This window comes from Roseovarius nanhaiticus, from assembly GCF_900156535.1.
Classification (GTDB): Bacteria; Pseudomonadota; Alphaproteobacteria; order Rhodobacterales; family Rhodobacteraceae; genus Roseovarius; species Roseovarius nanhaiticus.
On sequence record NZ_FTNV01000001.1, the window covers coordinates 1,403,793 to 1,417,520 of the forward strand.

The 13,728-nt window shown below is 63.0% G+C and carries 12 protein-coding genes; 5 read left to right on the top strand and 7 right to left on the bottom strand.

Translation table 11 applies throughout. The annotated features are described in order from the left end of the window. Positions 1 to 28: 28 nt before the first annotated feature. Positions 29 to 439 (bottom strand): sugar dehydrogenase complex small subunit, encoded by a 411-nt coding sequence (locus tag BW975_RS06715; protein ID WP_083687065.1) that lies wholly within the window; start codon positions 437 to 439, stop codon positions 29 to 31. Positions 440 to 676: 237 nt separating this feature from the next. Here BW975_RS06715 and BW975_RS06720 point away from each other — a divergent pair, with 237 nt between their 5' ends. Then, positions 677 to 2,371: an alpha/beta hydrolase gene (locus BW975_RS06720; RefSeq protein WP_076532094.1), complete on the top strand. Its 1,695-nt coding sequence runs from the start codon at positions 677 to 679 to the stop codon at positions 2,369 to 2,371. A gap of 27 nt (positions 2,372 to 2,398) precedes the next feature. Then, positions 2,399 to 3,727: a magnesium transporter gene (gene mgtE, locus BW975_RS06725; RefSeq protein WP_083687000.1), complete on the top strand. Its 1,329-nt coding sequence runs from the start codon at positions 2,399 to 2,401 to the stop codon at positions 3,725 to 3,727. Here mgtE and BW975_RS06730 read toward each other — a convergent pair whose 3' ends face one another. From BW975_RS06730 to BW975_RS18440, 3 genes are all read right to left on the bottom strand, one after another. Continuing rightward, positions 3,728 to 5,008, bottom strand: coding sequence for an MFS transporter (locus BW975_RS06730; protein ID WP_076532095.1), 1,281 nt, complete (start codon positions 5,006 to 5,008; stop codon positions 3,728 to 3,730). 122 nt (positions 5,009 to 5,130) lie between these two features. Further along, entirely contained in the window at positions 5,131 to 6,012 is an 882-nt protein-coding gene (locus BW975_RS06735; protein WP_076532097.1) for a universal stress protein, read from the bottom strand. A 144-nt stretch (positions 6,013 to 6,156) separates the two neighbouring features. Beyond that, positions 6,157 to 6,333: a DUF1127 domain-containing protein gene (locus tag BW975_RS18440; protein WP_170846536.1), complete on the bottom strand. Its 177-nt coding sequence runs from the start codon at positions 6,331 to 6,333 to the stop codon at positions 6,157 to 6,159. 984 nt (positions 6,334 to 7,317) lie between these two features. Here BW975_RS18440 and rnk point away from each other — a divergent pair. From rnk to BW975_RS06755, 3 genes are all read left to right on the top strand, one after another. Next, positions 7,318 to 7,758: a nucleoside diphosphate kinase regulator gene (gene rnk, locus BW975_RS06745; protein ID WP_076532100.1), complete on the top strand. Its 441-nt coding sequence runs from the start codon at positions 7,318 to 7,320 to the stop codon at positions 7,756 to 7,758. A 346-nt stretch (positions 7,759 to 8,104) separates the two neighbouring features. After that, positions 8,105 to 8,989 carry a mechanosensitive ion channel family protein gene (locus BW975_RS06750; protein WP_076532102.1) on the top strand — a complete coding sequence of 295 codons (885 nt, stop codon included), beginning with the start codon at positions 8,105 to 8,107 and terminating at the stop codon, positions 8,987 to 8,989. Between the two features lie 129 nt (positions 8,990 to 9,118). Further along, positions 9,119 to 10,378 (top strand): D-amino acid dehydrogenase, encoded by a 1,260-nt coding sequence (locus tag BW975_RS06755; RefSeq protein WP_076532103.1) that lies wholly within the window; start codon positions 9,119 to 9,121, stop codon positions 10,376 to 10,378. Positions 10,379 to 10,417: 39 nt separating this feature from the next. Here the strand turns inward: BW975_RS06755 and BW975_RS06760 are convergent, their stop codons facing one another. The 3 genes from BW975_RS06760 to BW975_RS06770 all read right to left on the bottom strand — a co-directional run bounded on the left by BW975_RS06760 (position 10,418) and on the right by BW975_RS06770 (position 13,352). Further along, positions 10,418 to 10,732, bottom strand: a complete 315-nt coding sequence (locus BW975_RS06760) for a DUF1127 domain-containing protein (protein ID WP_076532105.1) — start codon at positions 10,730 to 10,732, stop codon at positions 10,418 to 10,420. A 316-nt stretch (positions 10,733 to 11,048) separates the two neighbouring features. After that, positions 11,049 to 11,264, bottom strand: coding sequence for a hypothetical protein (locus BW975_RS06765; protein WP_076532106.1), 216 nt, complete (start codon positions 11,262 to 11,264; stop codon positions 11,049 to 11,051). A gap of 489 nt (positions 11,265 to 11,753) precedes the next feature. Then, entirely contained in the window at positions 11,754 to 13,352 is a 1,599-nt protein-coding gene (locus tag BW975_RS06770) for a phosphoenolpyruvate carboxykinase (RefSeq protein WP_076532108.1), read from the bottom strand. Positions 13,353 to 13,728: the final 376 nt, after the last annotated feature.

A 13,728-nucleotide genomic window follows, 5' to 3' on the forward strand; every position in this document is an offset into this window, starting at 1 on the left:
GAGGATTGGGTGGGGTGCAGGCCGTTGGTCACGCGTCGGGCGCGTCGTTCCAATAGCCCATGCCGCCACCGCACATGCCCTGCGGCTTGGTGAAATCCATTGCGTCCCACATCAATGCCTCGGTGTAGCTTGCCACCTGGGTGTCTTCGGGATCCGGAGAGATGCCTGAATACCAGCTGGCTACGACGGCGTTGGCCAGATCATCATCCTCGGCGCCATCCGCCAGCGCGGCAAGATCCGCCGCGCGGTCCGTCGCCGCGAAGGCCTTGAGCAGATCCGCCCCAATGCTTTCGGACAATGCGTCGCGTGCCGTCAGTTCCTGTGACAGTCGCAGAAACGCGCCCACGTCAAATTCGGCCGCGAGGGCACGGGCCGGCCATTGCGCAAGGGCAAGAACGGGCAACGACGAGGCTGCGCAGAGCAGACTCCTGCGTGTCATGGATGCTTGCTGCGCGGAATTTGAATTCGGCATGCGACTTACTCCCTATCTGGTTTTTGGATCAAGGCGCATGGCACCGACCTAGGTAACGTGTTGCAGTCACCATTCGTTCCGAAAGCACCTGCCGGCGCGGCGCCAGCCGGGCGCAGACGAAGGCGCGACGGGGCCGGGGGGCATGGCGCGGCGCGGCTTTAGGGCGTAGGGAGATGGCACTTTTGACGTGATGAAAGAGAAGCCATGCTGCGCCTGTCACATCTTACCAGGCTTTATACCCTGCCTCTTTGCCTTGGCGGGCTCTTCTTTGCGGCGTCGCTGACACCGTCGCTGATCCCGCGCGATTGGTTGGTCCAAGGCCTGCTTGGCGGTGTCGTCATGGCGCTGGGCTATTTGATCGGGCGGCTTTGCATCACGGTCTGGCGGCTTTTGGACCTGCCCGAGCCGGCGGTGCAGGGCGCGCGCGCCCTGCGGTGGATCCTTGGGCTTGCAACCGCTGGGATCGTTCTGGCGTGCCTTGTCTCGGCGCGCGCCTGGCAGAACGGCATTCGCGCACGCATGAGCATGGCGCCACTGGAAAACATGAACACGTTTCGCATGCTTGCGCTTGCCATCGTGGTATTCATTGCTCTCGTTCTGGTGGGATACGCGCTGCGATGGGTGTTCGATCGCGTGCGCTTCAGGCTCTACCATGTCATGCCCGCGCGCACGGCCAACGTCGCGGGTTTTGTTCTCACGGCGCTTGCCTTGATCTTTCTGGCGCGCGACGGCGTCATGAACCGCGTGGTCATCGCGCTGGACGACTCGGTGACGGTGGCGCAACGGCTGTTTGCTGATGCGCCGCCCCCGCCCGCCGCGCAGAACGTGACCGGCAGCGCGGACTCCTTGATTGACTGGGGTGCGCTGGGCCAGCCCGGCCGCGACTATGTGCTGGGCGGCCCCGGCGCCGCGGATATTGCAGACTTTACGGGGCGCGCGGCGTTGCAGCCAATCCGGGTTTATGTCGGCCGCGCGCAGGCCGATACCGCGCAAGAGCGGGCCGATCTGGCGTTGGCCGAGTTGGTGCGGCAGGGCGGCTTCGAGCGCGAAGTTCTGATCGTGGCCATGCCGACGGGGACGGGATGGTTGGATCCGGGCGCGGTGGATACGGTCGAAATGATGCATGACGGGGATATCGCGACCGTTGCGGTGCAGTATTCCTACCTGCAATCGCCGCTTGCCCTGATCTTGGAAACGCGCTCGGGCCTCGATCAGGCCGAAGCCCTCATTGGCACGATCCACCGCTACTGGCGCGATTTGCCAAAGGACCGACGGCCCCGGCTCTATATCCACGGGCTCAGCCTTGGGGCATGGTCGTCGATGCATGGCACGGACCTCTTCGTGCTGCTCGACGATCCGATAGACGGGGCGCTCTGGGCCGGGCCGCCGTTCCCGTCGATCAGGTGGCAGAACGTGGTCGCGTCGCGCAACGCAGGCAGCGCCTATGTCGCCCCAGTGCTGGCCGATAGCCGTCTGGTGCGGTTCGCCACCCATTACCGGGACGCGGGCGGACCGGAGGGCTGGGGCGATATGCGCATCGTTTATCTGCAGTATTCCAGCGATCCGATCGTGTTTTTCACGACCAGCGCCTTTTTCCGCGCGCCCCAATGGATGAGCGAGCCGCCGGGCCCGGACGTGTCGCCGGACATGCGCTTCATACCCGTCGTCACGCAATTGCAGCTTGCCGTGGACATGCTGCTGGCCAACACTGCGCCCGCAGGGCATGGGCATTCCTATTTCGCGGGCGACTATATCCCTGCCTGGGTCGCGGTGACGGCGCCGGGCGATTGGAGCGCGGCGGACACCGCAAACCTGATCGCGTATTGCGGCGCGCATTTTCAGAAGGGGTGCAGCGCTGGCAGCGATCGGAAGGCCTTGAAGACATCAGCGGGAGATTAAGACCCCGCAACACGAAGGGTATTCCCAGTGACGTCAAAATCTGAAGCCCGGCCCCATGATGACACCCCCGCCGCGACGCACGCCTTCCTGCAGGACGCGCGGACAGTGGATGTGGCGCTTTGGCTAAGCGGTCTAAAGCCGGATGCGCGCGAGCGCCATCTTGCGGCGCTTGCCCCCGCGCGGCGCGCGACGGTGTTCGGAAACCTGCCGCTGAACATGCAGGTCAAACTGGCCCGCAAGATGCCATCCGCGGATCTGGCGCGCATCGTGACTGCCATGGATGCCGATGACCGTGTGGATCTCTTCAACCGCCTCTCGGAGGACGATCAGACAGGGCTGGTCGCCCAATTGGCGCCCGAGCATGGCGAAGATATTCGCCGGCTGTCCAGCCACCCCGAGGAATGCGCCGGCGCCATCATGACGTCGGATTACGCGGTGCTGGAGGCCGGCATGACCGCCGAGGACGCCATCGCGGCGCTGCGGCGTCAGGCGCACGGGGCGGAGACGATCTATCGCTCGTACATTGTCGACGCGGATCACCGTCTGGCCGGATCGGTGCGCCTGCATGCGTTGATACTGGCCGCGCCGGATACGCCCGTGACGCAGCTAATGGAAAGCGCGCCCGTCTCGGTCACCCTCGATACCGATCAGGAGGATGTTGGCAAGATGATCGCCCGGTACGATCTGCTTGCCATTCCGGTGGTCGACGCCGAGGGCCGGTTGGTGGGCATCGTGACCCATGACGACGCGGCCGATGTCATGCAGGCCGAGGCGACCGAGGATTTCCAGAAGATCTCCCACGTCCTGCCCTTCAAGCAGAGCATGCGCGAGGCGGGGATCGGCGTGCTTTATTCGCGGCGCATCGTCTGGCTTGCGCTTCTGGTCTTCGGCAACCTCTTTTCCGGGGCGGGCATCGCTTATTTCGAGGAGATGATCCTTGCCTATGTCTCGCTGGTCTTTTTCCTGCCCTTGCTGATCGACAGCAGCGGCAATGCCGGATCGCAATCGGCGACGCTGATGGTGCGGGCGCTGGCGACGGGGGATGTCGAGATGAAGCATTGGCGGAGCCTGATCGTGCGCGAGCTGTCCGTCGCGGCGGCGCTGGGGGCCACGATGGCCGCCGTTGTCTTTCCCTTGGGGGCATGGCGGGGCGGGGCGGATGTTGCGCTGACAGTGGGGCTGACCATGTTCGTCGTGGTGCTGATTGGCAGCCTCGTCGGCATGTCTCTGCCCTTTTTGCTCAGCCGCCTGCGGCTCGATCCTGCGACAGCCAGCGGGCCGTTGGTAACCACGATCTCGGACGCGACCGGCGTGCTGATCTATTTCAGCATCGCCACGCTGATCCTCAGCCCTTGATTACCGTGGCGGGTGCGCCGCGCCATCCTCGCCCGTGTCCGGGTCGGTGCGCGGGTCCATGCGCATCGCCACCGGCGAGATATCGGGAAGCGGCACGAATTTCTCGCGGCCCTCGACGGGCAGTTCGGGGCCTTTCCTGACCTGCACCAGCACGAAGAGCGCGTAGGACACCGCGACTGCCGACTCGAAGAGGAAAAACGATTTAGGCCCGTAGAGCGACATCAAGGCCGAAGCGAGGAGCGGGCCGATCGTGGCGCCGATAGAATAGACCATCAGGAGCCTGCCCGAAGCCGCCACATAGTAACGGCGCTCAAGCCGGTCGAAGGTCTGCGCCACGCAGAGCGGATAGACGCTGCTGATCGCGCCGCCGAAGGCCAGCGCCATGATCATCAGCACGCCCACCGGCAGGCCTACGGCAATGGAATTGGACAAAAGCGCCCAGGACGATCCGACCGCGATCAGCATCAGCGACATGATGATGCGCCGATCATACCTGTCGGCAAGCATCCCGACAGGCACCTGCGCGGCCAACCCGCCGATCACGACCGTGCTCATGAACATCGCGGCCTCGGTCACGTCCAGCCCGATCTGGCGCGCAAAGACGACCCCCAGCGCATAGAAGGATCCGATCAGCGTCCCCGCGACGGCGGCGCCCACAACGCCCACGGGCGAGGCGGCAAACAGTTGCCTCACGCCCAGAGCGCGCAGGTCCGACAGGTTCGGCTCGCCCAGCCGGGTCTTGGCGACGGGGATCAGCGCAAGGCCGATCAGCGTGGCCGAGATCATCAGGTGATCGTCCCCGCCCACCGGCGCGACGTTCACAAGCGTCTGGCCAAGCGCGATCGCCAGATAGAAGGCCAGCATGTAATAGCCCAGAATGCGCCCGCGCGTCTCGTTGCTACTGCGCTCGTTCAGCCAGCTTTCGATGGTCGTGGTCATCCCCGCGATGCAGAACCCGTTGACGATGCGCAAGATCACCCATGCCGCCGGATGAAAGAAGAACGCATAGGCAAGGCATACCGCCGCCGTGAGGGCGGCGAAAACCGCGAAGGCACGGATATGGCCGATCCGCAGAATGACGCGCTTGGCGCGAAAACCCCCCAGCGCGAGGCCCAGGTAGTAGGCAGCCATGATGATGCCGATGAGGGCCACGGGGAATCCCGTCGCCTCCATGCGCAAGGGCAGGACCACGCCCAGCAGGCTGTTTCCGGCCATGAAAGCCACCGTGCCGCCGAAGAGGGACTTGACGGGGGTAAGCAGCCCGCGAAGGTTTTGAGCCATTGCAGCGATCCGAACCGGGTTTCTGGGTGCGGACTGTCAGATAGAGCTGACGACCACCCGTGGACCATATCGCGGTTTGCCGAAACATGGCAGCCCGGCAGTTCCCGGCCCGGCGTGCCGGCTCAGGGGCAAGGGGCTGCGGGCGGGCACACCAGCACATCGCAGGGCGCATCGCGCAAAAGGCGCCGGGTCACGCTGCCGATGAACGCCCGGCGGATCAGGCCGTTGCGACCGGGACCGACGACGATGAGATCTGCCTTGACCAGTCGCGCCGCCCGCGCGAAAGCCGTCGCGGATGCGCCTCGCAGGATTTTCGTTTTCACATCCGGGGCGAAGGCCGCCGCGATATCGCGCAGCCGCTGCTGTGCATCGCGCGCCAGGGCCTGGCGATAGGATGCCAGCTCGGCCTGGTCCGTGCCGCTTCTGAGCATCGCACCTTCGAGGGGCGGGGGGATCTGAACCGCTTCGGCAAGGGTGAGCGAGGCGGATGGCAACAGACTGCGCGCGCAGCGGAGCGATCGCTCCACGTCGTCGTGGCCGTTCGTCGCCACGATGACCTTGCCGTAGGCGTCATCTGCCTCGCGTTTGACCACCAGCACCGGGTGGCAGCCAGAAGCGATGAGCCTGTCGGTTGTCGAGCCCAATAGCTTGTCGGCGATACTGACCTTTTGATGTGCGCGCATGACGACGAGGCCCGGCCGAAGCGCGTCGCAAATGTCGATCAGACCCAAGGAGGGCGATCCCGCTTCGACGCGCATTTCCACCTGGCCCGGATCAACCTGCAGGCGGCTGAGCGCCGCGCCGATCTTGTCGCGTGCGGCGAGGGCGGCCTGGCCCATCTGGCTGCCCACGCTGGCGATATCACCCGCCCCTGCGGGAAGATCGACGAAATGAACCGCGATCAGCCGCGCGCCGGATGCCGCGCATAGCTCCAGCGCGCGGGCCAAAACGGCGTCGTCCTGCGGAAAATCACCGATAGGGGCGAGGATAAGTTTCTCTGTCATGGCACATCTCCATCGCCAAACGCCGCTCTTGTTAAGGTCATCCCGGCACATGAGTCCCGATGTCCGAGACGCCCCGCAGTTTGCGCCTTCCAAAGAATGCGCCGAATTTTAGTGTTCGACTGACTGGCGGCTGCAATCAATCGCTTACGCTGCTTTGAGATAGGCTCTCTGGACGGGCTCAGCCGTTCTGTCGCCTTGATTGACGGGGCGCATCACCAACTCGCGATCGTCGAGTGTCTCCACAAGGCGCCCGATCTCGGCGCGGTGCACGCCGATCTCCTGCAGAGTTCTGTCATCCAACGCGTCCAGCGCTGCGATCATCTTGCGCCGCTTCCAATTTCGCGCTGCGGAACGAAGGGCGTGTCCAATGGCATCTGTGAGCCGCGTCGTTTTTCGAGCGATAGCGATGAAGGGGCGGGGTTGGAAAGCGAGGTGACGGGACATGTTATCCTCCTGTCCTGAGCGACGATGTGGCGGATCGACCAAGCGCGCATCGCCGACGCGGTTGCGCGGCTGCACGTCATCGGATCGTCCGTTACGGGTGAGGTGAATGGATCTGACGAAACCCCGAGGCAGCAGCAGGCATATCGCCCGCCCGCTCGGGGCTATGGGCGGTTCAGAAGGTTACCTGCGCCGGGCAGGTGCCTCTTATGAACTCTGAGCATCATCATATCCCATAGCTGATGGCGCGAGGGCGATCTTGCAAGCCGCCGTGCGCGCCCGCCCGCGGGCTCGGCGCAAAGGCGCCGATGCAGTTGCCAATCGGCATATTGCGCAGCCCGAACCGTCACGGTCGATTGACCTCGCGCAATCGCGTGCCTACATGAAGTATATGTTGGTACATGCAGATCATTATCGATTTTTACTGCTGACCCGCCCGCTTCCCCGGGCGGTGTAAACGCGTTCGCGTCTTTCCTATCCTCCCGGGGCTCCTCGACATTCTGAAACGACGAGATGGCGCAAAGCGGCCGAGGGGATACTTCATGATCGACCTTCATTTCCAATCATACCGAACGTTGAGGCACGCGCCCAGCTAGCCACCAAGCGGCTCCGGCAGTTCGGTCCGCACGAGGCGTGGACGCATTGTGCAATGCGAATGCGCAGTCCCATCGCATGGTGGTGGATATCGGTGCGCGACGCTCCTGCACCGCTTCTCACAGCGGATCGATGTCTCAACAGCCACTTGCGCGCTGCGCCCAGTGTAAGGCGCAGCGCCCGGTCTGACAGCAATTTCTACCTGCCGAACCACCTGATCCTTCGACCTTCTTCAGCCAGACTTTGTCACATCATGAAAGGCACGATAAAATGTTGTCTCCTCAAACGACCACTGCACCCAAAAGCCGCTCGCGCCAGCCGCGCATCGTTCTGAACGCGGACGATCTGCCCCGTATCGAGGCGCTGGCCGACGGGGCGATGGTGCGCAATCCCGCACTGGCCGACCGTCTTTTCGACGAAATAAATCGGGCGCGGATCGTGCCGGCGTCGAAGATGCCCAAAGAGGTGATTGGCATCGGCAGCACCGCGACCTATCGCGATGAAACTACGGGCCAGGAAAAAGCCTTTACGCTGGTCTATCCTGAGGATGCGGATATCGCGCTGGACCGTGTGTCGGTCCTGACGCCCATCGGGGTTGCCCTGCTGGGCCTTGCCGAGGGCGCGGCGTTCCATTGGGACACTCGGGCAAACCAGCGACGAACGCTCACAGTGATACGGGTCGAGCAGTCCGCGGAAAACGGCGAGAGCTGAATGTGTCGGAAGAGCGCCCGCCCGATAGTGCGGCGGGTTTGCTTGAGAAGGGTGTCAAAAACGCCAGCGCGCCCCGTCGCCCCAAAGGCCAAACTTCATTCGGAGACAGCAAGATGAGTTACGGTACCGATCGAGCGGTTTGCAGCAATTGCGCCGAACTTCTGCCGCGCGCGGCAGCGGGCCGCTGCCCCATCTGCAAGGCAACCATAGACCGGCCGGAAGAGGCCGTACCGGCTTGCCATCAGTGTGGCGCCACCCGTGCGCGCATCTGGGCAGGCGGGTGTGCATTTTGCCAAACCGCGGGGCTCAGCCATCCGGTCTCGGACAAGGGCACGGGGATCAGGTCATGAGTGCGAAGCAACATCTATACCGGCTTTTCTGGCCCGTGCTTCTGACGGCAGTCTGTCTGGCTCTCATCCTGTTTCCTGCATTTACCGCGGGTCTGCCAGCGGATGACGAGGCTTTGTCGCGCGGCCTGACGGCGGCGGCTTATTTCGCCTCCGCCTGGCTGGTCGCCCGGATCGCGGCGCTTGCGCTTGACCGGGCGCCGGGGCGGCGACGGCCCTATCCGCGCCTGTTGACCGATATGATCACCGCGCTGCTCTTTATCGTCGCGCTGGTGGCGACGATCTCGCTTTTCATGGGGCAGGGCGCATTTGGCACGCTTGCCGGTTCTGGCCTTGTGCTGGCGCTGTTGGGGTTTGCGATCCGCAACGTCGTGGCGGACATTCTGTCGGGGATCGCGCTGGGCGTCGAAGGCCCGTTCCGCATCGGCGACTGGGTGGATATCGACACGCTGGCGCGCGGCAAGGTGATCGAAATCGGCTGGCGCACCACGCGGCTTCTGACCCGCGACGGCACCTATACGATCCTGCCCAACAGCCAAATCGCCCGGCAAACCATCACCAACTATTCCGCGCCCCGGCCGGAATATCGCGCACAGATCAGCATCACGTTGGATCACGGGATGTCCATCGCCAAGGCGCGGCAAGTCATGCTGGACGCACTCAGGACGGCAAAGCTCATTCAGCAGGAGCCGGCCCCCGATGTGCGCGTCACCTCCTACGATGAAGGCGGGATCACATATGCGCTGCGCTACTGGCTGTCGCGCTTTGACCGCGACATCGACTGCCGGGATGAGGTATTCACGCTGGTCGATGATGCGCTGCGCAAGGCTGGCAGCATCGCACCCTATCGCCGGATCGAGGTTGTTCAGGCATCCGCGACGTGACCCGGCAAAGGCCGCGCGGCAGAGCCTTGCGGCGGCATCTGTGCCTTTATCTGGAAATAATCACCGCCGCATTTGAAAGACCCGAACCGCGGCTGCATACTGCCGAAATGAAACGGAAAGGCGTTTGAAATGAAAGTCGTTGTCATGGGTGCGGGCGTTATCGGCGTCACCACTGCGTATTATCTGGCCAAAGAGGGCGCGGAGGTCGTGGTCATCGATCGCCAGACCGGACCGGGCCTTGAGACCAGCTATGCGAACGCGGGCCAGCTGAGCTACGGCATGTCCTCGCCCTGGGCCGCGCCCGGCATCCCGATGAAGGCCGTCAAGTGGATGTTCATGAAGCGTCGTCCCCTCTTTATCTGGCCGCTGATCAGCCCGACCATGTGGAAATGGTGCGTGCAGATGGTGGGCAACTGCAATGAAGAGAGCTACCGCCGCAACAAGGGGCGGATGGTGCGGGTATCCAGCTATTCGCGCGATGTCATGCCAAATCTGATCGCCGAGACCGGGATCGACTATGACGGGCGCGCGCAAGGCACATTGCAACTCTTCCGTACGGAAAAACAGGTCAAGGCATCAAAGGCCGATCAGGAGGTGCTGGCCGAATACGGCTCGCCCTACGAGGTGCTGAACCGGGACGAATGCATTGCGGTCGAGCCGGCGCTGGCAGAGGTACGCGACAAGTTCGTGGGCGGCCTTCGCCTGACGGCGGACCGGACCGGCGATTGCCGCATGTTCACCATCGCGCTCACCGAAAAATGCGCCGAAATGGGCGTCGAATTTCAGTATGGTCAGACGATCAAGGCGATCGCCGTTGAGGATGGACGCATTGCGGGCATCGACACCGAGATCGCAGGGCGCATCAGTGGGGACGCCTATGTCTGCGCAATGGGCAGCTACGCGGTGAATGTGCTGAACCCCATCGGCGTCAAGCTGCCGGTCTATCCGGTCAAGGGCTATTCGGTGACTTTGCCCGTGACCGATGACGCCTTCGCACCCCAATCCACGGTGATGGACGAAACGCACAAAGTGGCCATCACGCGCCTTGGCGACCGCATCCGCGTCGCGGGGCAGGCCGAAATCGCGGGCTATTCCAACCGGCTCGGGCCGCATGCGACCGACACGGTCAAGCATGTCATCGGCGATCTTTTCCCCAAGGGCGGCGATATCAGCCGCGCCGAGGGCTGGACTGGCCTGCGCCCGATGACGCCGGATGGCACCCCCGTGCTGGGACCGACGCAATATGACAACCTTTTCCTCAACACGGGCCACGGCACGCTGGGATGGACCATGGCCTGCGGGTCGGGCCGGGCGGTCGCGGATGTGGTTCTGGGCAAGACGCCGGAAATCTCCTTCGACGGATTGACGGCGGCGCGCTATGCGAAGTGAGCGAAGCGCCCCGGCCGATGGCCGGGGCGCGCCCTGCGGTTACGCGGGCGTATTGCGGACGGGTGCATATCCACCGCGCGGTTCGCTCCGCCCGTATCCACGCAGTGCCGCGCGGCGGGCCGCACCGGCGCGGAACCTCTGCGGATCGCGCACAGCCTCGCGGATATCGGCCCGTTCAAGGCCAATATCGCGCAACATGTGATCATCCAGCGCCTCCAGCGCCGCAATCGCACGCCGCTGGCGCCATGCGCGTGACAAGAAGCGGGCGAACGGTGCGAGAATGCTCTGCTCGCCATAGTGGCGATCTGCGTAGGACGCGCGCCGGACCATGTCCCGTGTGATGTAGACCGACATTGTTTTCTCCAATCCAGAACATGACATCGCAACGCTTCTTTCGCTGCCCGAACATGCATTGCGCATGGTCAGCGGTGCCTTGCGGAAGGTTTGCGATGTCGTTTGATAGAATGCACGTGATCAAGAGCCCCGGATCGTGACAAGGCGTACCCGCCCGTCCGTCCGGGGTTGCCGGCGGTTCAGTGATTGCCCTGCGCGCTGCGCGGACCTCCCGTGGAAGCTGAACATCGTCATGCTGTAGATATGGCCATCACAACGCTTGCTTACAAGCGTGTCACACTGGCCTGTGTGGTTTATGGCACAACGCTCTGCAGCGTTAAACCAACGGGTCGTCTTGCAGCTTGACGAGGGCCAGTTTGATCTGACTCAGCAACTCACTGCGGTCAACGCCCTCCATGCCTTCGTCTGTCGCGCGCATGTAATCCTTCTTGTCGTCCCGCCATTGCTCCAGCATCCTGATCTTGCGATCACGGCTGAGGCTGTCGTCGCGCAAGAGATCTGCGGGCGTCTCGTATTTTTCAAAATATGCCATGTCGCTTGTCCTTCCATCGTCCTGCTGTCGGCCTGTGCACGCACACGGTAACATGGTGTAACGCGCCACCGCCAACCGGGGTTCCTCTACGGATACCCAAAATGCACAAATTCCCGTCGCTTGTCGCCTGAGCGAAGCCGAAGCACGATGTGAGGGGCAATCGCAGAGACATGCGCAGTGGGTAATTGTGTGCCAACTGCGCCTTGGATACTTCACCGCGGCCACATCGTGCCTCGTATCGGCCCCAAACCGGTTGACCATTCTCCGCTGCGCGCTGCAACTGCGCGATCATATTGCGTCTATACACGTCCGCGGGCCGATCCGCATCATGCCCCTCCAGCACCGGGGAAGATGGAAGGATGAAACGCCCAGTTTCTTCTTGCTGCAAATATCCTGGGGTCCGGGGCAAAGCCCCGAAAAACACCACCTGCGCCCATTAAAAAAGGCGCGCCAATGAGGCGCGCCCTATAAATGTTGCGCAAAGCGTCTTCAGCCGATAGCCGCGGCTTTCACGTCTTCGTCGATATGCGGCAGGTATTGCTCGAAATTCTCTGCGAACATCTTGACCAGTTTGGCCGCCTGGCGGTCATAGCTGTCGGGCTTGTCCCAGGTGCGGCGCGGGTCCAGCAAAACCGTGGGCACGCCGGGCGCGTCCACCGGAACCTCAAAGCCGAAATTGGCATCTGTGCGGAACTTCACATCCCCCAGCGAGCCGTCGAGCGCCGCCGTGAGCAAAGCGCGCGTTGCCTTGATCGGCATGCGGCTACCGGTGCCGTAGGCGCCGCCCGTCCAGCCGGTATTGACCAGCCAGCACGTCGCGCCGTGCTTGGCGATCTTGGCGCGCAGCAGGTTGCCATAGACCTCGGGCCGGCGCGGCATGAAGGGCGCGCCGAAGCAGGTCGAGAAGGTCGGCTCGGGCTCGGTAATGCCGCGCTCGGTACCGGCGACCTTGGAGGTGAAGCCCGACAGGAAGTGATACATGGCCTGCGCCGGCGTCAGGCGCGCGATCGGCGGAAGCACGCCGAATGCATCGCAGGTCAGCATGATGATATTCTTGGGATGCCCGCCCACAGCTGTTTCGCTGGCATTCGAGATGTATTCCAGCGGGTAGGCGCAGCGCATGTTCGCCGTCAGTGAGTCGTCGTCGAAATCCAGTTCCTTGGTCTCTTCATCATAGACCATATTCTCGATGACAGTGCCGAATTTCGACGTGGTGGCATAGATCTCGGGCTCGGCCTCGGGGTCGAGGTTGATCGTCTTGGCATAGCAGCCACCCTCGAAGTTGAAGGTGCCGCGGTCCGACCAGCCATGCTCGTCATCGCCGATGAGCGTGCGGTCGGGATCCGCGCTGAGCGTCGTCTTGCCGGTGCCCGACAGGCCGAAGAAGATGGCGGTATCGACCGGATTGCCCTTGGCGTGGTTGGCCGAGCAGTGCATCGGCATCACGTCCTTTTCGGGCAGCAGGTAGTTGAGCAGGCTGAAGACCGACTTCTTGTTCTCGCCGGCGTATTCCGTGCCGCCGATCAGGATGATCTTGCGGTCGAAATTCATCGCAATAACCGTCTCGCTGCGGCAGTCATGCTTGGCCGGGTCGGCCTGGAAACTGGGGCAGTTGATGACCGTGAAATCGGCGACGAAATTGTCCAGCGCCTCGCGCTCGGGGCGGCGGAGCAGATGGCGGATGAAAAGGCCGTGCCAGGCCAGCTCGGTCACCATGCGCACCTTGATGGCATGCGCGGGGTCGGCGCCGCCGACGAGGTCCTGCACGTAGTAGGTGCCGCCCTTCATGTGCTCGCGCATATCGTCGTAGAGCGCATCGAACCCTTCCGGCGACATGGCGGCATTGTTGTCCCACCAGATGGTATCCTTGACGCTGTCTGTCGCGACAACGTGCTTGTCCTTGGGCGAGCGGCCCGTGAACTTGCCGGTCGACACCAGAAAAGCGCCGCCGCGGCCGAGGGCGCCTTCGCCGTTCTTGAGCGCGGCTTCGATCAATGCGGGCTCGATCAGATTGTAATGCACGCTTTCCAGCCCATCGATCCCTTGATCCTCAAGGCGGAATTTCGGGTTAACCCGTCCCAATGTCATGACACTCTCTCTCCGATATCTGATCCTGGCCGCCCAGTTGGCGCGGTGTGCGGGGCGCATCCTCGGACACGTCTTCGCGCAGACCACGCCGGGTCACGCGGGCCTCTTAGCATGGGGCCCAACGGATTGAACAGGCGACTTTGAGAAGGTTAGCGCAATCAAATTGCCGTTAGCGCAATCGGGGCTGATCGCCGCCGATACGCGGGATTTGCAGCGAATTTGGCCGAAATATGTGAGTCATATTAGCCATTGGTTACGAAAATCGGCCCCAAATGGACTGATAAACGCAGGTGATTCGCGAATTGGGATTGATCGCTAAGTGCAAACAGCGGCATAGTTATGAAAAAAATCAGGCAATCTGAGCAGTACAAGGAAT

Coding starts and splice junctions, on each gene's coding strand:
- BW975_RS06730 (WP_076532095.1), bottom strand. CDS start 5,008: ATGGCTCAAAACCTTCGCGGGCTGCTTACCCCCGTCAAGTCCCTCTTC.
- BW975_RS06735 (WP_076532097.1), bottom strand. CDS start 6,012: ATGACAGAGAAACTTATCCTCGCCCCTATCGGTGATTTTCCGCAGGAC.
- BW975_RS06720 (WP_076532094.1), top strand. CDS start 677: ATGCTGCGCCTGTCACATCTTACCAGGCTTTATACCCTGCCTCTTTGC.
- rnk (WP_076532100.1), top strand. CDS start 7,318: ATGTTGTCTCCTCAAACGACCACTGCACCCAAAAGCCGCTCGCGCCAG.
- BW975_RS06770 (WP_076532108.1), bottom strand. CDS start 13,352: ATGACATTGGGACGGGTTAACCCGAAATTCCGCCTTGAGGATCAAGGG.
- BW975_RS06765 (WP_076532106.1), bottom strand. CDS start 11,264: ATGGCATATTTTGAAAAATACGAGACGCCCGCAGATCTCTTGCGCGAC.
- BW975_RS06750 (WP_076532102.1), top strand. CDS start 8,105: ATGAGTGCGAAGCAACATCTATACCGGCTTTTCTGGCCCGTGCTTCTG.
- BW975_RS18440 (WP_170846536.1), bottom strand. CDS start 6,333: ATGATCGCAGCGCTGGACGCGTTGGATGACAGAACTCTGCAGGAGATC.
- BW975_RS06715 (WP_083687065.1), bottom strand. CDS start 439: ATGACACGCAGGAGTCTGCTCTGCGCAGCCTCGTCGTTGCCCGTTCTT.
- BW975_RS06755 (WP_076532103.1), top strand. CDS start 9,119: ATGAAAGTCGTTGTCATGGGTGCGGGCGTTATCGGCGTCACCACTGCG.
- BW975_RS06760 (WP_076532105.1), bottom strand. CDS start 10,732: ATGTCGGTCTACATCACACGGGACATGGTCCGGCGCGCGTCCTACGCA.